Below are 19,435 nucleotides of genomic sequence, written 5' to 3'. Positions count from 1 at the left end.
AGCCCGCTTAACGACTGAAATGGGCTTTGGCGTCATAGAGGGTCTCTACGGTGATCACCGGCACGCTCATGCTCAGCGCATACGCTTCGGTGTTGCGGCGGGCCTTGGCGCGCACGAAGAAGGGGATCTTGCGAAGCTCCTTCTCTGCATCTGGCGCCCACGCTGCCGGGATCGCGGCTGGCGGGCTTTCTTCGTTGTGTTGGGTAGGCGTCTCGACCAGCCCGGCGGCTGTCGGCGCCTGGATCGCTTGGCCACCGAGGTGCGAGGGTGCTGCGTCCTCGTGGAACTCGAAATCGCCGCGGAACATGCCGATCAGGTGTTCCTCCAGGCCCATCATCAGCGGGTGGACCCAGGTGTCGAACAACACATTGGCGCCCTCGTAACCCATCTGGGGCGAGTAGCGCGCCGGAAAGTCCTGCACATGCACCGGGGCCGAGATCACCGCGCAGGGGAGGCCCAGGCGCTTGGCGATGTGGCGCTCCATTTGCGTGCCGAGCACCAGCTCAGGCGCAGCGGCGCTGATTGCGGCTTCCACCTCCAGGTAGTCGTCGCTGATCAGTGGCTCGACGCCGTACTTCGCTGCGGCCTCGCGCACGTCGCGTGCGAACTCGCGGCTGTAGGTCCCGAGGCCTACCACCTTGAAGCCGAACTCGGTCGCCGCCACGCGGGCAGCGGCGATGGCGTGAGTGGCGTCGCCGAAAACGAAGACGCGTTTGCCCGTCAGGTAATTGGAGTCCACCGACTTGGCATACCAGGGGGAGCGGGAGTGGGCCGAGGCCGCAGCGAGGCTGGCATCGATGCCGGCCAGCGCAGCGACTTCCCGGATGAACTCGTGGGTAGCCGTCGCGCCGATGGGAATGGTCTTGGTGGCGGGCAGGCCGAGGTTGCGCGTCATCCAGCTGGCGGCCTGGTGGGCGACCTCGGGGTAGAGCACGACGTTGAAGTCGGCCTCGGCCAGGCGGGCCAAGTCGGCGGGTGAGGCGTCCAGCGGCGCAGTTACGTTGACTGCCACGCCGATCAGCTCGAGCAGCTGGCGGATCTCGCGCACGTCGTCGCGGTGGCGAAAGCCCAGGGCGGTGGGGCCGAGGAGGTTGCATCGCGGCCTGTCGCACTTCGGGCGCGGCAGGGTCGGCTTGACGGCCAGATTGCGAACCAATTGGTAAAAGGTCTCGGCCGCGCCCCAGTTTTCCTTCTTCTGGTAGGCCGGCAGCTCTAGCGGGATCACCGGTACCGGCAGGTTGAGGGCTTGGGTCAGGCCGCCCGGGTCGTCCTGGATTAGCTCGGCGGTGCACGACGCGCCCACCAGCAAGGCCTGCGGCTTGAAGCGTTCGTAGGCGTCGCGTGTGGCATCCTTGAAAAGCTGCGCCGTGTCGCCTCCCAGGTCGCGCGCCTGGAAGGTGGTGTAGGTGACCGGCGGGCGCCTGGACGAGCGCTCGATCATCGTGAACAGCAGGTCGGCATAGGTGTCACCCTGTGGCGCGTGTAGCACGTAGTGCACGTCGCGCATGGCCGTTGCGATGCGCATCGCGCCGACGTGCGGCGGGCCTTCGTAGGTCCAGAGGGTGAGTTGCATGTCAGGCGGCCAGCAGCGTGCGCCGCATCAAGGGGCGGGTGAACAGCCCCGCGAGATCGCCAGCCTGCTCAAAGCCCTGGATGGGCGTGAACACCAGCTCGATGGACCATTTGGTCGTAAAGCCCTCGGCCTCCAGCGGGTTGGCCAGGCCCAGGCCGCAGACGACCATGTCGGGCTTTGCGGCGCGGCAGCGGTCCAGCTGCTTCTCCACGTCCTGGCCTTCGGACAGTTGCGTGCCGGCCGGCAGCCAAGCCAGCTCCTCGGCCAGGTGCTGACGGTGCAGATAGGGGGAGCCGACTTCGGTCAACTGCATGCCCAGCTCGCGTGACAGGAAGCGCGCCAACGGCACTTCCAGTTGCGAGTCGGGGAAGAAGAAGACGCTCTTGCCGGCCAGCGACACGCGGTGCGCAGCCAGGGCGTGTTCGGCCCGCTGGCGGGCGGGAGCGATGGCTTGCTCGACCACGCCAGCGGGCGCACCCATTGCGTCGCCGGCCGCTTGCATCCAGGCCGCGCTGCCCTCGGCGCCGAGCGGAAAGGGGCTGGCCACTCGGGTCGCGCCGCGCGACTCCAGCGCCTTGGCGGTGTCGCCGAGGAAGGCTTGGGCCAGCAGAAAACGTGTCTGCGGGCCTACAGCGGGCAGGGCGGTCGAGCTGCGCGACGGGAAGAAGGCGAAGCGCTTGACGCCCATGGCAGCGAACAGGCGGCTGAACTGATCCTCCACCACATCGGCCAGCGCGCCGACGATCAGCAACTCGGGCTCGTACAACTGGGTCGAGATGGGCAGTACGGGCACCAGTGCGGCCAGACAGGCGTCCTCGCCCTGGGTGAAAGTAGTCTCGATGCCACTGCCCGAGTAGTTCAGTACCCGCACCTGCGGCATGAATTCCTGGCTCAAGCGGGCGGCGGCGCGGGACAGGTCCAGCTTGATGACCTCTGACGGGCAGGACCCAACCAGGAAAAGCAGGCGGATGTCGGGGCGGCGCTCCAGCAGGCGCTTGACCACGCGGTCCAGCTCGTCCTGTGCATCCGCAAGGCCGGCAAGGTCGCGCTCGTCCAGAATGGCTGTGGCGAAACGCGGTTCGGCAAAGATCATCACGCCCGCAGCAGACTGGATCAGGTGGGCGCAGGTGCGCGAGCCCACCACCAGGAAGAAGGCGTCCTGCATTTTGCGGTGCAGCCAGATGATGCCGGTCAGGCCGCAGAAGACTTCGCGCTGGCCGCGCTCCATCAGCACGGGGGCGTCGGTGCAGCCAGCATCGGCGTGGATAGGGATGACGGCGCTCATGCAGTTGCTCCGGCGGCGAGAGTGGCTGCGTGATCAAGCCGTGCGGCCCGCAGCTTCAGGATGAACTGCGTCGCGTTGATGGCGTAGGTGGCATAGGCAGCCAGCGCCAGCCCCATCTGTTGCGGCGTGCTGAGCCAGCCGGTGAACCAGGCCACTACATAGGCCGTGTGCAGGGCCAGCACCAACATGCTGAACATGTCTTCCCAGTAGAAGGCGGGAGCGAACAACCAGCGGTCGAAGACCACCTTCTCCCAAATGCAGCCCGTGACCATGATGGTGTAGAGCGTCAGGGTCTTGATCAGTACCGAGACGGCAGCGACCTGCTCACCATGGCCCGTGGCGAGGAAGCGCAGCACCAGGGCGAGGCTGACCAGGAACACCAGGAACTGCACGGGGGCCAGCACGCCCTGGATCAGGGTCCAGACGCTGGCGTCGCGGCGGGCGCGTTGCTGCGGGGTGTAGAGAGGGCGGCGAATGCCGCGCAAGCCCTGCCTCGGGGCGGCGGACGAGGCGTGCTGATTCGGCATGGGGCGAATCTAGGCCCGCCGTTTCCGACTGTCAATTGGAATTGACGTAAACAAAACTAGACATTTCCGTCCGGATCGGGAAAATCAGCTTGACTCGAGCGGAGACGCCGCCGACATTGCTCCGGCAGTCTGTCAACGCAAGCTGACTGAGCATGTCGCAGTCCTCAACAAGAACGCAGATCAAGCGAAACAAAACGGTTAGCAGTAGCGATTTCTGACGCTGCCCAGCGCCGAGGACCGGAGCCGATGACTCCGGCGCTCAAATGGAACCCTTGCTGCCAATCCGCCCACGAGGAGACACGTGGTGGCTGGATGGACGATCAATCGGCTGGCCAAGCGCCAGCAGGCGCCGCGCGCGATGGCCGCGGCTTCCCGAGGCGTGGCGAAGGGGGAGGTGCTGTTCCAGGCCGACCCTTTGACCCTGGCCGAGATGCTGGCCATGAAGAGTGCCGAGCTTTCCGCCAAGCTCGCGCCTTTGGGTGAAGACGAGCGACCGCGGCTGACCTCGCCGCATCTCGTTTCCAGCAACACCCCACAGGACATGCAACTCTCGCGCATCGTCGAGCTGGAGATCATTCCGCGCCTGATGCTGATGCACAGCACCCAGCCGCTGCAGGACTCCCCGCCGCTGCCGCCGCTGGCGATGACGACGGAGCATGTGCACACGCTGGCCCGCCTGGCAGCTGAAGGCGACGCCGACAGCGCCAGCAGCTATGTACGCGCACTGCTGGATGCCGGTGCGTCGCAGGAGCAGGTCTTCCTGGACCTCCTTGCACCCTGCGCGCGCTGGATGGGCGAGCTGTGGGAGGACGACCGCTACGACTTCTCACAGGTCACGATTGGCCTGTGGCGGCTGCAGCGGGTCCTGCATGAGCAGGGAAGCCGCTTCACCCAGGTGACCCGCCCCGACGCTGACAGCCATCGCGCCCTGCTGGCCGCCGTGCCGGGCGCGCAACATACCTTTGGTGTGGTGATGGCGGCCGAGTTCTTCAGCCGGGCTGGCTGGGATGTGGAATGTGAACCCAAAGCCACCTGGATTGATTTGCAGATCCGATTGAGCCGCAACTGGTTCGACATGTTCGGACTGTCAATCGCAACTGGCGACAGCATTCCCCATGTGGCGTCTGCTATTCTTGACATGCGAGAGGCGTCAGCCAATCGCGATATTTTTGTGATGGTTGGCGGGCCGATGGCGGCGCAGATGCCGGAATTGGCTCAACTTTGCGGGGCGGATTCCATGGCTTGCGAGGCTTGCAGCGCGGTGGAGGCTGCGAAAAGCGGTGTCGAACAACGCGTCAAGCGAGATTGACACTCAGTGCCTCCCAGCTCCCCGCCCGCAACACCAGCCAGCCTTCATGTCTTTCGGTGGCATCACCATGCCGCCCCTAGCAATTCAGGGAGCTCGATGCACAACCTTGGCACATCGGCCACCGATCAGCTGTTTGAAGCTCCTCAGCTTTATTTCGCTGACCTGAATGCCGACGTCCTCGCTGCGGTAGTTGCTGCCGCTGCTGATCTGGCGCTGGTGCTGGACAGTCAAGGGGTGATTCGCGACATTTCGCTGAGCACCGGCCGCAGCCAGGAACTGGGTGAACTGCGCCAGTGGGTCGGCCGACGCTGGGTCGAGACGGTCACCATCGAGAACCGCGGCAAGGTCAACTCCATGCTGGCCGCGGCGGCAGCGGCGGCGGGATCCGGCGCCGAGAACCGGGGCGAGCGCCCGGCGCGCCAGGTCACCCATGCCTTGTCTGGCGGCGTCGACCTGCCTGTCAGCTACAACATCGTGCCCATGGGGGTACAGGGCCGCCTGCTGGCCGTGGGACGGGACCTGCGCGAGGTCGCGGCGGTGCAGCAGCGCCTTGTTGATGCCCAGCAGTCCATGGAGAGGGACTATCTCCGCCTTCGCCATACCGAGGCCCGCTACCGGCTGCTATTCGAAGCGGTTGACGAGGCCGTGCTGGTGCTCGACGCGGCATCGCTGGTCGTGTTCGAACACAACGCGGCCGCGGCGCGCGTGCTGGGGGATTCAAGCAAGCGCATCGTCGGCCGCAGCTTCGCCGAACTGCTGGCAGTGGAGAGCCAAGCCGAGTCCTATGCAAGCTTCTCGCAGGCGCGCAGCGCCGGTCGCAGCGAGGACACGCTGGTGCGTCTGGCCCATGGCAACACAGAACTGAAGCTGTCCGCCAGCCTGTTCAAGCAGGACAGCAGCACCTCGCTGCTGGTCCGATTGTCGCCCGCACGTGTCGGTGGTCCCGAACGTGCCGTCACGCGCGCGGCGGATGGCCCCTCGTTGATGGACGTTGTCAATGCGATGCCCGATGCCTTTGTCCTGACCGACATGCAGGGCCGCATCCTCAGCGCCAACCAGGCTTTCAGCGACATGTTGCAGCTGGCCGCGGGGGAGTCGGTGCAGGGCCAATCCCTGGACCGCTGGCTGGGCCGCTCGTCGGTGGACCTGAACGTGCTGATCACCAACCTGCGCCAGCATGGCGTGCTGCGCCTGTTCCCGACGACGGTGCGCGGCGCTTACGGCGAGCCGGCGGCGGTTGAGATCTCGGCCGTGGCGGTGCCTGACGGCCCCCAGGCCTGTCTCGGCTTCTCGATCCGCGACGTGGCCAGGCGCCTGCCCGCCGAGGGTCGCTCGAACCGCCAACTGCCCCGCTCGGTAGAGCAGCTCACCGGGCTGGTGGGCCGGTTGCCGCTCAAGGACATCGTCGGCGAGACCACCGATCTGATCGAGCGCCTGTGCATCGAGGCGGCGCTTGGCCTGACCCGGGACAACCGGGCGTCAGCCGCTGAGATGCTGGGCCTGTCGCGTCAGGGCCTATACATGAAGCTGCGACGCTACGGCATGCAGGACTCAGCCGCCCCCGCCAGCGGCGAGTAGCGGCCACGCCCGAGTGGGCGAGCAGGAAGTGTAAATCTGGCTTGACATTGAGTGGTGTCAGCTCAGAATAGGCTGCATGCAGCGCCCCGCTCTTTCGGCCGTCGCCGAACTGCTCAAACCCATCACCTGGTTCCCGCCGATGTGGGCTTTTGGCTGCGGTGTGGTGGCCTCTGGACTGCCCGCCGACGGGCGCTGGCCGCTGATCGTGGCCGGAGTGCTGCTGGCAGGTCCATTCGTCTGCGCGACCAGCCAGGCCGTCAACGACTGGTTCGACCGCCATGTCGACGCCATCAACGAGCCGCAGCGCCCCATCCCCTCCGGCCGCATACCGGGTCACTGGGGCCTGTACATCGCCGTCATCTGGACGTTGCTGTCGCTGCTGCTGGCTTGGCAGCTGGGCCAGGCCGGCTTCCTGGCTGCCGTCTTCGGCCTGCTGCTGGCCTGGGCCTACAGCGCGCCGCCATTGCGCCTCAAGCGCAATGGCTGGTGGGGTAATGCCGCATGTGGCCTGTGCTATGAAGGCCTGGCCTGGATGACCGGCGCTGCCGTGATGGCCGTGGGGCAGTGGCCCGATGCGCGCTCCCTGGGGCTGGCTTTGCTGTACAGCCTCGGGGCGCACGGCATCATGACCTTGAACGACTTCAAGTCCATCAAGGGCGACCGCCAGATGGGCATCGACTCGCTACCCGTCACGCTTGGCGCGCCGGGTGCAGCCTATGTCGCCTCCATCGTCATGGCGGTGCCGCAGGTCGTCGTGGCCCTGCTGCTGTGGCACTGGGGCCAGGGCTGGCATGGCCTGGCCGTGGCGGGCCTGTTGGCGGTGCAACTGTTGATGATGAAGCGCTTCGTGGCCCAGCCGCTGGAGCGTGCCGTCTGGTATAGCGGCGCGGGCGTGCCGCTCTATGTCTCGGGCATGCTGGTCAGCGCGTTCGCGCTGCGAGGAGTGGTGGTATGAGCAAGGCGTTCGGTGGGCTCAGCGTGCTACGCCTTGGCCTCGTGCAAGCCAGCCTGGGCGCCATCGTCGTGCTCACCACGTCGACGCTGAACCGCGTGATGGTGGTGGAGATGGCGCTACCGGCGCTGCTGCCCGGCCTGCTGCTGGCGCTGCACTATGTCGTGCAGATCAGCCGCCCGCGCATGGGCCATGGCTCGGATCTTGGCGGGCGCCGCACGCCGTGGATCATTGGCGGCATGGTCACTCTGGCCGCCGGCGGCTGGCTTGCCGCGCTGGCCACGGTATGGATGGGCAGCAGCCCGGCAGCGGGCATCGCGCTGGCCTTGCTGTCCTACACCTTGATCGGCCTCGGCGTGGCCGCCAGCGGCACCTCGCTGTTGGTGCTGCTGGCCAAGCGCGTGATGCCGGAGCGCCGCGCCGCTGCCGCTACCACGGTCTGGATCATGATGATTGCCGGCTTCGTCGTCACGGCGGGCGTGGCCGGCAGCCTGCTCGACCCGTTCTCGCCCGGCCGCCTGCTGTGGGTGGCCGGTGGCGTGGCGGTATCGGCCGTGGTGCTGACCGTCCTGGCACTGATTGGGCTGGAAGGGCCCGCGCAGCCTGCCGCTGAGGCGCAGGCGCCGGTTGCGTTCAAGCAAGCCCTGGCCGACGCCTGGGAAGAGCCGCGCGCGCGCCGCTTCACCGTTTTCGTGTTTGTCTCCATGTTGGCCTTCAGCATGCAGGACCTGATCCTCGAGCCCTTCGCCGGCCTGGTGTTCGGGCTCACACCCGGCGCCACCACCCAGCTCTCGGGCACACAGCATGGCGGCGCCCTGGTTGGCATGCTGCTGGCTGCCGCAGCCGGCAGCCGTTGGGCCGGCCGGCAATGGGGCTCGCTGCGCGCCTGGACCGTTTGGGGCTGCGTGGCCTCGGCGCTGGCCCTGGGCGGGCTGGTGTGCGCGGGCCTGGTCGGTCCCACCTGGCCGCTGCGTGCCAATGTGTTCGCGCTGGGCCTGGCGACCGGTGCCTTCTCCATCGCTGCAATAGGTTCCATGATGGGCCTGGCCGGCGCAGGCAGGGCTGGGCAAGAGGGCGTGCGCATGGGACTCTGGGGTGCGGCGCAGGCGATGGCCTTCGCGCTCGGCGGTGTGCTGGGCACGGCCGCCAGCGACCTGACGCGCTGGCTGCTGGCCGACGCTGGCCTGGCCTATTCGCTGGTCTTCCTCCTCGATGCCGGGCTCTTCTTCTGGGCTGCCCGGCTCGCGTCCCGTGTCGAGCCCCGTGCCGTAGCGCGGCCGGCCTTTGTCGGTCAACTCGAGAGGGCGTTATGAGCAACAACCCGTCGGTGGACTGCGATGTGGTGGTGGTCGGCGGCGGCCCCGCCGGCGCAACGGCAGCCGACGACCTGGCCAGCCAGGGCTTACGCGTGCTGCTGCTGGACCGCGCCGGTCGAATCAAGCCCTGCGGTGGCGCCATTCCACCGCGTCTGATCGCGGACTTCGCCATCCCCGAGAGCATGCTGGTCGCCCGCGCCACTGCTGCGCGGATGATTTCGCCTCAGGCGGTCGAAGTGGACATCCCCATCGAGGGAGGCTTCGTCGGCATGGTGGACCGCGAGCATTTCGACGAATGGCTGCGCGAGCGCGCCGCCTCGCACGGTGCCGAGCGCCGCGAGGGCTGCTTCGAACGCCTGGACCGCGACCCGGACGGCATCAGCGTCGTGCACTACAGCGTCGACGGCGGGCCCCTGAGCGTGCGCACCCGTGCCGTCATCGGCGCCGACGGCGCCCGCTCCCAGGTGGCCCAGCAGGCCATCCCCGGCGCCGACAAGGGGCGCTTCGTGTTCGCGTATCACGAGATCGTCGCAGTGCCCGACGAGCCGCCCCCGGGCTACCTCGGCAGCCGCTGCGAGGTGCACTACCGCGGCGCCCTGTCGCCCGACTTCTACGGCTGGGTCTTCCCTCACGGTGCAAGCGTCAGCATTGGCACCGGCAGTGCTGACAAGGGCTTCTCGCTGCGCCGCGGCGTCATCCAGCTGCGGGCGTCGGCCGGCCTGGCCCATGCTCGCACCCTGCGCCGCGAGGGCGCGCCCATCCCCATGAAGCCGCTGCCGCGCTGGGACAACGGTCGCGACGTGGTACTGGCCGGCGACGCCGCCGGCGTGGTCGCGCCCGCCTCGGGGGAGGGCATCTACTACGCGATGCTGGGTGGTCGCCTGGCTGCCGAAGCCGTGCGGCAACTGCTGCATAGCGGCGACGCACGCGCGCTCGCCGGCGCGCGCAAGCGCTTCATGCGTGAGCATGGCCGGGTGTTCTGGATCCTCGGCATGATGCAGCGCTTCTGGTACTCCAGCGACAAGCGCCGCGAGCGTTTTGTGAGCATCTGTCGCGACCGCGATGTGCAGCAGCTGACCTTCGACGCCTATATGCACAAGCGCCTGGTGCGCGCCAAGCCGATGGCGCATGCGCGCATCTTCTTCAAGGACATGGCCCACCTGCTCGGGTTGGCGCGCGTTTGATGGACCAGCCGACCCAAGCCGCGCTGCTGCTGCACCTGGTGGATCTGGTGCTGGCGGTGAGCCTGATCGAATTGCTATGGCTCTTGCTGCGTCGGCCCGCGGGGTTTGCGAATCTGGCGCCCAATCTATTGGCCGGCTTGAGCCTGACCCTGGCGTTGCGCCTGAGCCTTGTCGGCGCAGACCTCGCCTGGATCGTTCTCTGCCTGGCCGCCGCTGGCTTGTCCCACTTGATGGACCTGCTGGCGCGCCACCGTCGCCCTGAACTCTTCACACCCACCCAGCCCGTCGGGCAAGGAAGGCATTCACCATGAGCACACGTAGAAGTTTCTTCCGCCTGGTCCCTTTGGCCGGGGCAGGCCTGCTGGCCGGACAGGCCTGGTCCCAGGCCATGGTCGACGAGAAGGATCCGACCGCGGTTTCGCTCGGCTACCACGCCGACGCCTCCAAGATCGACAAGGTCAAGCAGCCCAAGTATGTGGCCGGTTCTGCCTGCGGGAATTGCGCATTGTTCCAGGGCAAGGCAGGGGCTCCCTCCGGCCCCTGCCCGATCTTTGCTGGCAAGCAGGTAGCCGCCAAAGGCTGGTGCAGCGCGTACGTCAAAAAGCCTTGATGGCTGAGACCAGTTCCGCATGAGGCTGCTACCGGCAGACCTGCCTGAGCGCGCATCGCTGTCGCTGGAGGTGCACGCGCGCCCTTCGGAGCCGCTTGCGGCGCCGGGTCGCGCCAGCTATGTGGCAGTGCTGGTGGATGCCGATGACCGCGAGCGGGAGCTGGCTCATCTGGCCAAGCTGTGCCGCACGCAAAGCCAAGCGGCGCCCGCGGCCGATGCGGTGCATTGGAGCGGCCTGATCGGCGGCCTGCGGCTCAAGTGGGAGCGTCACGGCGAGTTCTCCAGCTACACGGTGCTGATGGCCGCGCTCGACGCGCCGGGCTTTACCCATCCAGCGGCGGCGCAGCTACCGGCCGGCTGGCTAGCCGGCGTGCCGGGCATGACGGTCTATGCCGGCCACGCCGAGCTGCTGCAGGCCGAGGACACCCCGGCCCTGCCCGACCTGCAGCAGCGGTTCTTCGCCAACAGCCCCATCGTGGGCAGCGCCGTGGGCGATGGCGCCGGCCTGGCCTACTCCGATTTCCTGATCCATCCCGACGGCTTCGGCCGCCTGCTGCTGGTGGACCAGGGCTTCACGCCGTTGATGGCCGGCCGCATGCTGCAGCGCCTGTTCGAGATCGAGGCCTACCGCATGATGGCCCTGCTGGCCTTCCCGGTCGCGCGCCGCCTTTCGCCGCGCATCCTGGCCATCGAGCGCTCCCTGGCCGGCCTCACTGACGACATCGCCAGTGACGGCGGCCGCGACGAGAAGCTGCTGCAGGAGCTCACGCGGCTGGCCGCCGAGGTGGAGAGCGGCCTGTCGGCGAGCCAGTTCCGCTTCGGCGCCTGCCGGGCCTATGCGGACCTGGTGCGCACCCGCATCGCCGAGCTGCGCGAGCGGCGCCTCAGCGGCCTACAGACCATTGACGAATTCATGTCGCGTCGCTTCACGCCTGCCGTGGCCACCTGCGCCACCGTGTCGCAGCGCATGCACGACCTGTCCGAGCGCGTGGCGCAGGCCAGCTATCTGTTGTCCACCCGAGTCGACATCGCCCGCGAGCACCAGAACCATGCGCTGCTGGCCTCCATGGACCGGCGTGCCAGGTTGCAGCTGCGCCTGCAGCAGACGGTGGAGGGCCTGTCCATCGCCGCCATCGTCTACTACATGGCCGGCGTGGTCGGCTATCTCGCCAAGGGTGGGCGATCGCTGGGTCTGCCGCTCGACACAGATCTGTTCGTGGGCTTGAGCGTCCCGGTTCTGGCGTTGCTGGCCTTTACGGCAGTTCACCGGGCGCGCAAGCATGCCCAGGAATCCGAGGCGAACTGAAACGCGATGAGTACACCGTTTCCCTTTTCGGCCATCGTCGGCCAGGATGAGATGAAGCGCGCCATCCTGATCGCGGCCGTCGAGCCTGCCATCGGGGGCCTGCTGGTGCTGGGCGACCGCGGGACCGGCAAGTCCACGGCAGTTCGCGGCCTGGCCGCGCTGCTGCCCCGGATGCGCGCCGTGCAGGGCTGTCGCTACCACTGCGACCCCGCTGCGTCGTCCGCCTGCGAGGACTGCACCCGGCTGAAGGCCGGCGCGCGGCTCAAGACCGAGGAGTTGCCGGTACCGGTGGTCGACCTGCCCCTGGGCGCCACCGAGGACCGCGTGCTCGGTGCCCTGGACCTGGAGCGCGCGCTTTCGCAAGGCATCAAGGTCTTCGAGCCCGGTCTGCTGGCCAAGGCGCACCGGGGCTTTCTCTATATCGACGAGGTCAACCTGTTGGAGGACCACCTTGTCGACCTGCTCATTGATGTGGCCGCGTCGGGCGAGAACGTCATCGAGCGCGAGGGCCTGAGCGTGCGCCACCCGGCGCGCTTCGTGCTGGTGGGCAGTGGCAATCCCGAGGAGGGCGAGCTGAGGCCGCAGCTGCTGGACCGCTTCGGTCTGTCGGTCGAGGTAAAGACACCGACAGCGATCACCGAGCGTGTTGAGGTCGTGCGCCGCCGTGATGCCTTCGAGCGCGACCCGGTCGCCTTCGCCACGCTGTGGACCAAGCAGGACTTGAAGGTGCGCCGGCAGATCCTGCAGGCTCGAGAACGCCTTTCGGATCTGGCCGTCAGCGATGCGGTCTTGCAGCGTGCCGCTGAGTTGTGCATTGCCGTCGGCAGCGACGGTCTGCGCGGCGAGCTGACGCTGATGCGTGCCGCTCGTGCGCTGGCTGCGTTGCAGGCCGCCCCCGAGGTCACGCAGGAGCATCTGCGCGAGATTGCGGTGCCGGCCCTGCGCCATCGGCTGCGCCGCAACCCGCTGGACGACACCGGCTCGGGCGAACGCATCGAGCGCGCGGTGGCAGAACTGTGGACCTGACCGCGCTCGATGCAGGGCTGCAGGCTGTCTGCCTGCTGGCGGTGGACCCGCACGGCCTGGGCGGCCTGTGTCTGCGAGGCCCGGCCGGTCCGGCTCGTGATGCGTTGCTGGCCACCTTGCGCCGCGCCTTGCCTGAAGGCGCGCCCTGGCGACGCATGACGCTGCAGATCGACGATGAGCGCCTGCTTGGCGGGCTGGACCTAGGCCTGAGCTTGGCCGCCGGGCGGCCGGTGACACAGGCCGGCTTGCTCGCTGAAACCGATGGCGGCGTGCTGCTGTTGCCCATGGCCGAGCGGGTCGACGCCGGGCTGGCGGCCAAACTGGCTTCCGCGCTGGAGCAGGGCGCTTCGCGCTTTTGCGTCGTGGCCCTGGACGAGGGCGAGCAGGCCGAAGAGCCAATGGCCGCCAGCCTGCTGGAGCGCCTGGCGCTGATCGCGAGCCCGGCCGGTCCGGACCTGGCGGCGGGTTTGGACGGTTTGGACGAGGGTCGGGACTTGCCGTTTGACCTGGCTGGAGCTCGGCAACGCCTGGGTCGCATTCCCTATGACGATGCGACCGTGCAAGCTTTGTGCGGTACGGCAGCTGCCATAGGCCTCACGTCGCTGCGTTCCTCCTGGCAGGCTTGGCGCGCGGCATGTGCGGCGGCGGCCATCGCGGGGCGCGGTGGAGTGACCCAGGCCGATGCCGAACTGGCCGCACGGCTGGTGCTGGCGCCACGCGCGCGGGCCTTGCCGCAGTCGCAGGCCGATGGTGAGTCGGCGCCAGAGCCCGAGTCAGCATCGCTGTCAGAGCCGAATCCGACTGAATGCGAAGCCGGCAATGCTGCGTCTCCCGATCCCATTGACGGTGAGCAGCAAGCCAAGAAGCTGCAGGAGCAGATGATCGCCGCCACCCAAGCTGCGATTCCACCGGGCCTGCTAGCCAGCCTGGCCGGCGCGCCGACGAAGGGCGGTGCAGGCGCCGGCCGTCGTGGTGCCGCCACGCGCCCGGCCCAAAGCGGCCGGCCGCTCGCCTCACGGCGCGGCAGCCTGCGCGCCGGCAGCCGGCTTGACCTGCTCGCCACGATGCGCGCCGCCATCCCCTGGCAACGGCTGCGGCTGCTGGAGCGCGAGCAGCAAGGCCTGGGCCCGGCAGTCGCCCGCCTGCTGCTGAGGCGCGACGATTTCCACATCAAGCGCTACCAGCGCCCCAACGAGACGACCACCGTCTTCGTCGTCGACGCTTCCGGCTCGCAAGCGCTCAATCGATTGGCCGAGGCCAAGGGTGCGGTCGAGCTGCTCTTGGCTGACTGCTATGTGCGACGCGACCGCGTGGCGCTGATTGCATTCCGCGGCAGCGGCGCCGAGACCCTGCTCGCCCCCACCCGCTCCCTGGTGCGCGCGCGCCGCTCGCTGTCGGGCTTGCCCGGCGGTGGCGGCACGCCACTGGCGGCCGGCATTGACGCCGCCTGGCTGCTGGGCAGCCGCCTGCGATCGCGCGAAGGTAGCCGCGCGGTGCTTGTCTTCCTGACCGACGCGCGCGCCAACATCGCCCGCGACGGCAGCCCCGGCCGTGGCGCCGCCATGCAGGACGCACTGGCCGCCGCCCAGCGCTTGCGCGCCGACGGCCTGGCCAGTTTGCTGCTGGACACCTCGTCCCGGCCGGAACCCGCCGCCATGGCGCTCGCCCAGGCCCTGGGTGCGCGCTACGTGCCGCTACCGCACGGCCAGGCCAGCCAGGTGCACGCGGCGGTGGCGCGGGCGCTGTGATTCCCCTGCACACTCACCCGGAACGAGATTGACCGTGGAGCGCCGAGCTCAGTTCGGCTTGGGCGTGCGCAAGTAGTCGAGGATGGCAAGCACCAGCGGGGCGCCAAGAATCCATGTCGGAATCAATGCGGCAGTCATGTCAGCTCCTTCAAAAGCGGGAGTTCGATGTGGCAAGCGGGGTTCCCGCGCCGCCACAGCGCTGCACCGCTCGGAGCAGGGCTCTCAGGTCTCTGGTGGCGCGGTGCCAACGCGCAATTCCTGCAGCACCGCGGCGATGGCGGCCGGCGCTTCTTCGTGGGCCAGATGTCCCAGCCGCGCCAGCGGCACGAAGCGTGCGCCTTTCAGCCGCCGCGCCAGTTCCAGCGACTGCACGGGCGCTACGGTGCGATCGGCCAGCCCCGCCACCAGCCACAGCGGCAGCTGGAGTTCGTGCAGCCGATGCTGCAATTGATCTACGCGCCAACCGGCGAGCATGTCCAGCACGCCTTGTACGTGGCCAGGCTGCGCCAGCAGGGCGCGGTAGTGGGCGAGACCGGCCTCGTCCAGGTGCGAACCGGTGGAGGCCATCAGGCGCTGGAAGGCGCGCGGCTCGGCGGCGTGACGGGACACCCAGGCGGGTAGCCAGCGGCGGCCCGCCGCCCAGCGCGCTACAGCCGGCGCGACGGCCCCGAGCACGCCAGGGAGGGGCTGCAGCGCACCATTGACGGCCAGCAGGCCGCGTGCCTGCGGCAGGCCGCCGTCCAGCGCCAGCTGCACCATCAGGGCCGCCCCCGCAGAGTGGCCAGCTGCGAGAGTCGGTGGCCAGGCCAGGCTTTCCAGTAGTTCGCCCAGGGCTTGCGCCATGCGGGGCAGGCTGGCCTGCCGATCGGCAAAGGGCTCGGTGCCGCCGTGACCCGGCAAATCGGGAATCAGCATGTCGAAATCGGCCTCGAGGCCCGGCGCGCATGCCTCCCACGAGCGCCCCGATGACCCCGTGCCATGCAACAGCAGCAGTCGCGTCGCGCCCGCACGGCCACGACGGCGAAGACGCCAGCTCAGGCCGGCCGCATGGGCAGCCGTGGGCGTGTCGACGGGCATGTCAAATCCGATTGTCAACTAAACTAGACAGGCATAGTATCAAGCCATGTTGACACAAAGCGCGTCACTTGCGAGCCCCTCTGCACCCGAACGGCGGGTGCACGCGCTCGTCATCGGCAGCGGCTTTGGAGGCTTGGCCGCAGCAGTGCGGCTGGGCGCACGCGGCTATCGGATCACGGTGCTGGAGCAACTGCCGACGCCCGGGGGGCGGGCACGGGTGCACCGCCAGGACGGCTTCACCTTTGATGCGGGTCCGACGGTCATCACGGCGCCGTTCCTGTTCGAAGAGCTTTGGGCCCTGTGCGGCCGGCGTCTGGCCGACGATGTCGACCTGCGACCAGTGAGCCCCTTCTATCGCGTGCGCTTCGACGATGGCACGGTGTTCGACTACAGCGGGGACGCCGACGCGATGCGCGCCGAAGTCGCCCGGCTGGCCCCCAGCGACGTGGCAGGCTACGAGCGCTTCCTGGCCGCCAGCGAGGCGATCTACAAGGTCGGCTTCGAGCAGTTGGGCCATGTGTCCTTCGAGCGTTGGACTGACATGGCCCGCGTGCTGCCCGATCTGCTCAAGCTGGAGGGCTACCGCACCGTCTACGGCCTGGCTTGCAGGCACGTCAAGGACGAGAAGCTGCGCGTGGTGCTGACCTTCCAGTCCCTGCTGGTGGGCGGCAACCCCTTCTCCACCACCTCGGTGTACTGCCTGATCGCCTTCCTGGAGCGCCGCTTCGGCGTGCATTTCGCGATGGGCGGCACGGGGGCTCTGGTGCGTGGCCTGGTCGGCCTGATCGAAGGGCAGGGCGGTCGCGTACTGTGCAACCATGCGGTCGACGAGATCCTTGTCGAGCGCGGTGCCGCCTGCGGCGTCCGCCTGCGCACCGGCCAGCGTCTGGACGCCGATGTAGTGGTCTGCAATGCTGACTCTGCTTGGACCTACAAGCACCTGCTGCCGGCCCGCTACCGGCGCCGCTGGACCGACAAGCGCATCGCCAAGGCTCGCTATTCGATGAGTCTCTTCGTCTGGTACTTCGGCACCCGACGCCAGTACCCCGATGTGGCCCACCACACCATCTCGCTCGGCCCGCGCTACGAGGGCCTGCTGGATGACATCTTCACGAAGAAGCATCTCGCCGACGACTTCAGCCTCTACCTGCACCGACCCACGGCTACCGATCCCAGCCTCGCCCCGCCCGGCTGCGACACCTTCTACGTGCTGGCCCCGGTGCCGCACCTGGACGCCGGCGTCGACTGGCGCGAGCGCGCCGAGCCGTATCGCGCGGCGATTGCCAGGCGGCTTTCCGAGACGCTTTTGCCGGGGCTGGAGGACGAGGTGGTCAGCTCGCTGATGCTGACGCCGAAGGACTTCCAGGACCAGCTCAGCTCCTACAAGGGCGCGGCCTTCGCGCTGGAGCCAGTGCTGACGCAGAGCGCCTGGTTCCGCCCGCACAACCGCAGCGAAGAGGTTGACCGCCTCTACCTCGTCGGTGCCGGCACCCATCCCGGCGCCGGCCTGCCCGGCGTGTTGTCGTCTGCCCGCGTGCTGGACGCCATCGTGCCGCATGCCCGCGATCTGCCGTGCCCCAATCCATCCCTGGCCGAGGAGGGCTTTGCCCATGTCCGATCCGCATGACACCTGCCCGCCGCTGCTGGAGGCCGACCTCGCCGCTTGCCGCGCCAGCCTGGCCAGCAATTCCAAGACCTTCCATGCCGCCTCGCTGCTGTTGCCGCCGAGCGTGCGCGCACCGGCCACCGTGCTTTATGGCTTTTGCCGTCTGGCCGATGACACGGTCGATGTCGGCGGTGGCCACCGCCTGGCGCTGAACCAACTGCGCCGTCGGCTTGATCGCGTCTTCGAGGGGCGCCCTCAGCCAGTGGCTGCTGACCGCGCCCTGTCCGCCGTCGTGGCCCGTTATGCCATCCCGCGCGACCTGCTGGACCTGCTGCTGGAAGGGCTGTCCTGGGACCTCGAAGACCGTGAGTACGAGACGCTCGACGAACTGCAGGACTACGCCGCCCGCGTAGCCGGCACGGTGGGCGCCATGATGAGCCTGCTGATGGGCGTGCGCGACGCGCAGGCCTTGGCGCGCGCCTGCGACCTGGGCGTGGCCATGCAGCTGTCCAACATCGCGAGGGACGTTGGCGAAGATGCTGCCATGGGGCGCCTCTACTTGCCGCGGCAGTGGCTGCGTGAGGCGGGCCTGGACCCTGTCGCCTGGCTGGCCGAACCGCGCTTCGAGCCCGCACTGGCCAGCGTGGTGCAACGCCTGCTGGACGCGGCTGACGGGCTGTACGCCCGAGCCGCTGCAGGTGTCGCCAGCCTGCCGCTGACCTGCCGCCCCGGCATCAACGCCGCCCGTCTGATGTATGCCGCCGTCGGCCACGAGGTGGCGCGCGCCGGTTGCGATTCGGTCAACCGCCGGGCCGTGGTGCCGAGGCGGCGCAAGCAGCGCCTGCTGCTGCGGGCGGCCGTGAGCTTGTGGCCTGGGCAGGGTCGGTTGATGGAGCCGCCGCTGGCTGCCAGCCGGCCGCTGCTTGCCGCCGTGGCGGCGACGCCGAGTCCCGCGCCGGGCCGCAAGATCGATTTCGTCATCAACCTGTTCGACCGTCTGGGTCGCCAGGATCGCGAGACCCACTGGGGTCGGAGCGCGGCATGAGCGTGCTTGCGCTGGGGCTCAACCACGGCAGCGCACCGCTTGACCTGCGCGAGCGCTTCGCCATTCCGCTGGAGGCGCTGGGCCGCAGCGTGCAGGGGCTGCGCAGCCACCTCGCGCGCGCCGAGCCCGAGGTGGCCATCCTGTCCACCTGCAATCGCACCGAGCTCTACATCGGCCTGCCGCCGAGCGCCTGCCCTCGCCACGCGCTGGAGCTGGCCGAGCCGGCCATCGAGTGGCTGGCCACGCAGGGCGCCACCAGCCCAGACGATCTGCGTGGCCACAGCTATTACCTGCAAGGCACCGACGCCGCGCGGCATGCCTTCCGAGTGGCGGCGGGATTGGATTCGATGGTGCTGGGCGAGCCACAGATCCTGGGCCAGATGAAGGTCGCCGTGCGCGAGGCCGGCAGCGCCGGTGCTCTGGGCACCACCCTGCACCAGATGTTCCAGCGCAGCTTTGCAGTGGCCAAGGAGGTACGCAGCAGCACCGAGATCGGCACCCACGCAGTCAGCATGGCGGCGGCAGCGGTGCGCCTGGCGCTGCAGCTGTTCGAAGAACTGCACGGCACCCGCGTGCTCTTCGTCGGTGCCGGCGAAATGATCGACCTGGTCGCCACCCACTTTGCCTCGCAGGGCCCGCTGCAGATGACGGTCGCCAACCGCAGTCTTGAGCGCGGCCAGCGCCTGGCAAGGAGACTGGCTGCCCACCAAATGCCCTTGGCCGAGCTGGGGCAGCGCCTGCACGAGTTCGACGTGGTCATCAGCTGCACCGCCAGCAGCTTGCCGCTGATCGGCCTGGGGGCCGTCGAGCGTGCGCTCAAGGCCCGCAAGCGCCGGCCCATGCTGATGCTTGACCTGGCCGTGCCGCGCGACATCGAGCCCGAGGTGGCGCGTCTGGATGATGTCTTCCTGTACACCGTGGATGACCTGGCCCGCCAGGTGCAGACCGGCGGCGAGCGCCGCCAGGCTGCCGTCCAGCAGGCCGAGGCCATCGTCAGTGCGGGCGTGGACAGCTTTGCGCAATGGCTGGAACAGCGCGCCAGCGTGCCGTTGATCCAGGCCCTGCAGCGCCAGACCGAGGACTGGCGCCAGGCGGAACTCGCCAAGGCGCGGCGTGCGCTTGCCAAGGGCACGGACGTCGACGCTGTGATGGAGACCCTGTCCGCGGCACTGACTCGCAAGATGCTGCACGGCGCGCTGAGCGAGTTGCATGGCAGCGCCGGCCCTGCACACCAGCAGTGGATGGAATCTGTGCAGCGGCTCTTCCTCAGGCCGACGGCGGCGCGGGACTGAG

At 68.6% G+C, this 19,435-nt stretch carries 17 protein-coding genes; 13 read left to right on the top strand and 4 right to left on the bottom strand.

The window, feature by feature from the left end; genetic code table 11:
• Nucleotides 1-7: 7 nt before the first annotated feature.
• From bchB to bchF, 3 genes are read right to left on the bottom strand one after another with little or no spacing between them, the layout of a single operon-like run.
• Nucleotides 8-1,573, bottom strand: coding sequence for a ferredoxin:protochlorophyllide reductase (ATP-dependent) subunit B (gene bchB / locus AC1D29_RS23985; protein WP_477902186.1), 1,566 nt, complete (start codon nucleotides 1,571-1,573; stop codon nucleotides 8-10).
• A 1-nt stretch (nucleotide 1,574) separates the two neighbouring features.
• Nucleotides 1,575-2,858: a ferredoxin:protochlorophyllide reductase (ATP-dependent) subunit N gene (locus tag AC1D29_RS23980; protein WP_477902184.1), complete on the bottom strand. Its 1,284-nt coding sequence runs from the start codon at nucleotides 2,856-2,858 to the stop codon at nucleotides 1,575-1,577.
• Nucleotides 2,855-3,343 carry a 2-vinyl bacteriochlorophyllide hydratase gene (gene bchF, locus AC1D29_RS23975; RefSeq protein WP_477902182.1) on the bottom strand — a complete coding sequence of 163 codons (489 nt, stop codon included), beginning with the start codon at nucleotides 3,341-3,343 and terminating at the stop codon, nucleotides 2,855-2,857. Before bchF ends, AC1D29_RS23980 begins: the two co-directional genes overlap by 4 nt.
• 346 nt (nucleotides 3,344-3,689) lie before the next feature.
• Here bchF and AC1D29_RS23970 point away from each other — a divergent pair, with 346 nt between their 5' ends.
• From AC1D29_RS23970 to AC1D29_RS23925, 10 genes are all read left to right on the top strand, one after another.
• Nucleotides 3,690-4,694, top strand: coding sequence for a cobalamin B12-binding domain-containing protein (locus AC1D29_RS23970; RefSeq protein WP_477902180.1), 1,005 nt, complete (start codon nucleotides 3,690-3,692; stop codon nucleotides 4,692-4,694).
• A gap of 96 nt (nucleotides 4,695-4,790) precedes the next feature.
• Nucleotides 4,791-6,272 carry a transcriptional regulator PpsR gene (ppsR, locus tag AC1D29_RS23965; RefSeq protein ID WP_477902178.1) on the top strand — a complete coding sequence of 494 codons (1,482 nt, stop codon included), beginning with the start codon at nucleotides 4,791-4,793 and terminating at the stop codon, nucleotides 6,270-6,272.
• Between the two features lie 76 nt (nucleotides 6,273-6,348).
• Nucleotides 6,349-7,227 carry a chlorophyll synthase ChlG gene (gene chlG, locus AC1D29_RS23960; RefSeq protein WP_477902176.1) on the top strand — a complete coding sequence of 293 codons (879 nt, stop codon included), beginning with the start codon at nucleotides 6,349-6,351 and terminating at the stop codon, nucleotides 7,225-7,227.
• Complete coding sequence (locus AC1D29_RS23955) at nucleotides 7,224-8,537, top strand: BCD family MFS transporter (protein ID WP_477902174.1); 1,314 nt, start codon at nucleotides 7,224-7,226, stop codon at nucleotides 8,535-8,537. The genes chlG and AC1D29_RS23955 overlap by 4 nt, the downstream gene beginning before the upstream one ends.
• Nucleotides 8,534-9,724, top strand: a complete 1,191-nt coding sequence (locus AC1D29_RS23950) for a geranylgeranyl diphosphate reductase (protein WP_477902172.1) — start codon at nucleotides 8,534-8,536, stop codon at nucleotides 9,722-9,724. The genes AC1D29_RS23955 and AC1D29_RS23950 overlap by 4 nt, the downstream gene beginning before the upstream one ends.
• Nucleotides 9,724-10,035: a hypothetical protein gene (locus AC1D29_RS23945; protein ID WP_477902170.1), complete on the top strand. Its 312-nt coding sequence runs from the start codon at nucleotides 9,724-9,726 to the stop codon at nucleotides 10,033-10,035. Before AC1D29_RS23950 ends, AC1D29_RS23945 begins: the two co-directional genes overlap by 1 nt.
• The gene (locus AC1D29_RS23940) at nucleotides 10,032-10,334 is read left to right on the top strand and encodes a high-potential iron-sulfur protein (RefSeq protein ID WP_477902168.1); all 303 of its coding nucleotides are present in this window, start codon (nucleotides 10,032-10,034) and stop codon (nucleotides 10,332-10,334) included. Before AC1D29_RS23945 ends, AC1D29_RS23940 begins: the two co-directional genes overlap by 4 nt.
• Before the next feature lie 19 nt (nucleotides 10,335-10,353).
• Nucleotides 10,354-11,640: a DUF3422 family protein gene (locus AC1D29_RS23935; RefSeq protein WP_477902166.1), complete on the top strand. Its 1,287-nt coding sequence runs from the start codon at nucleotides 10,354-10,356 to the stop codon at nucleotides 11,638-11,640.
• Between the two features lie 6 nt (nucleotides 11,641-11,646).
• On the top strand, nucleotides 11,647-12,666 hold the full coding sequence (gene bchI / locus AC1D29_RS23930; protein WP_477902164.1) for a magnesium chelatase ATPase subunit I: 1,020 nt from the start codon (nucleotides 11,647-11,649) through the stop codon (nucleotides 12,664-12,666).
• Nucleotides 12,657-14,414 carry a magnesium chelatase subunit D gene (locus tag AC1D29_RS23925; protein WP_477902162.1) on the top strand — a complete coding sequence of 586 codons (1,758 nt, stop codon included), beginning with the start codon at nucleotides 12,657-12,659 and terminating at the stop codon, nucleotides 14,412-14,414. Before bchI ends, AC1D29_RS23925 begins: the two co-directional genes overlap by 10 nt.
• A gap of 222 nt (nucleotides 14,415-14,636) precedes the next feature.
• Here the strand turns inward: AC1D29_RS23925 and bchO are convergent, their stop codons facing one another.
• Nucleotides 14,637-15,491: an alpha/beta fold hydrolase BchO gene (bchO, locus tag AC1D29_RS23920; RefSeq protein ID WP_477902160.1), complete on the bottom strand. Its 855-nt coding sequence runs from the start codon at nucleotides 15,489-15,491 to the stop codon at nucleotides 14,637-14,639.
• Nucleotides 15,492-15,588: 97 nt separating this feature from the next.
• On the opposite strand from bchO, the gene AC1D29_RS23915 reads away from it, so the two are divergent.
• The 3 genes from AC1D29_RS23915 to hemA are packed head-to-tail and all read left to right on the top strand — an operon-like array spanning nucleotide 15,589 to nucleotide 19,434.
• Nucleotides 15,589-17,118 (top strand): phytoene desaturase, encoded by a 1,530-nt coding sequence (locus AC1D29_RS23915; protein WP_477902158.1) that lies wholly within the window; start codon nucleotides 15,589-15,591, stop codon nucleotides 17,116-17,118.
• A complete protein-coding gene (locus AC1D29_RS23910) occupies nucleotides 17,102-18,142 on the top strand; it encodes a phytoene/squalene synthase family protein (protein WP_477902156.1) in 1,041 nt (346 codons plus the stop codon). The genes AC1D29_RS23915 and AC1D29_RS23910 overlap by 17 nt, the downstream gene beginning before the upstream one ends.
• Complete coding sequence (hemA, locus tag AC1D29_RS23905) at nucleotides 18,139-19,434, top strand: glutamyl-tRNA reductase (RefSeq protein ID WP_477902154.1); 1,296 nt, start codon at nucleotides 18,139-18,141, stop codon at nucleotides 19,432-19,434. The genes AC1D29_RS23910 and hemA overlap by 4 nt, the downstream gene beginning before the upstream one ends.
• The last annotated feature ends 1 nt before the right edge of the window (nucleotide 19,435 follow it).

The organism is Roseateles sp. P1_C6 (assembly GCF_056406315.1).
This window is presented reverse-complemented; position numbering and strand designations above follow the sequence as displayed.

Excerpts from the sequence above, each read along its gene's own strand:
- bchB (WP_477902186.1), bottom strand. The coding sequence starts at position 1,573 with ATGCAACTCACCCTCTGGACCTACGAAGGCCCGCCGCACGTCGGCGCG.
- AC1D29_RS23980 (WP_477902184.1), bottom strand. The coding sequence starts at position 2,858 with ATGAGCGCCGTCATCCCTATCCACGCCGATGCTGGCTGCACCGACGCC.
- ppsR (WP_477902178.1), top strand. The coding sequence starts at position 4,791 with ATGCACAACCTTGGCACATCGGCCACCGATCAGCTGTTTGAAGCTCCT.
- chlG (WP_477902176.1), top strand. The coding sequence starts at position 6,349 with ATGCAGCGCCCCGCTCTTTCGGCCGTCGCCGAACTGCTCAAACCCATC.
- AC1D29_RS23955 (WP_477902174.1), top strand. The coding sequence starts at position 7,224 with ATGAGCAAGGCGTTCGGTGGGCTCAGCGTGCTACGCCTTGGCCTCGTG.
- AC1D29_RS23950 (WP_477902172.1), top strand. The coding sequence starts at position 8,534 with ATGAGCAACAACCCGTCGGTGGACTGCGATGTGGTGGTGGTCGGCGGC.
- AC1D29_RS23945 (WP_477902170.1), top strand. The coding sequence starts at position 9,724 with ATGGACCAGCCGACCCAAGCCGCGCTGCTGCTGCACCTGGTGGATCTG.
- AC1D29_RS23940 (WP_477902168.1), top strand. The coding sequence starts at position 10,032 with ATGAGCACACGTAGAAGTTTCTTCCGCCTGGTCCCTTTGGCCGGGGCA.
- AC1D29_RS23935 (WP_477902166.1), top strand. The coding sequence starts at position 10,354 with ATGAGGCTGCTACCGGCAGACCTGCCTGAGCGCGCATCGCTGTCGCTG.
- bchI (WP_477902164.1), top strand. The coding sequence starts at position 11,647 with ATGAGTACACCGTTTCCCTTTTCGGCCATCGTCGGCCAGGATGAGATG.
- bchO (WP_477902160.1), bottom strand. The coding sequence starts at position 15,491 with ATGCCCGTCGACACGCCCACGGCTGCCCATGCGGCCGGCCTGAGCTGG.
- AC1D29_RS23910 (WP_477902156.1), top strand. The coding sequence starts at position 17,102 with ATGTCCGATCCGCATGACACCTGCCCGCCGCTGCTGGAGGCCGACCTC.
- hemA (WP_477902154.1), top strand. The coding sequence starts at position 18,139 with ATGAGCGTGCTTGCGCTGGGGCTCAACCACGGCAGCGCACCGCTTGAC.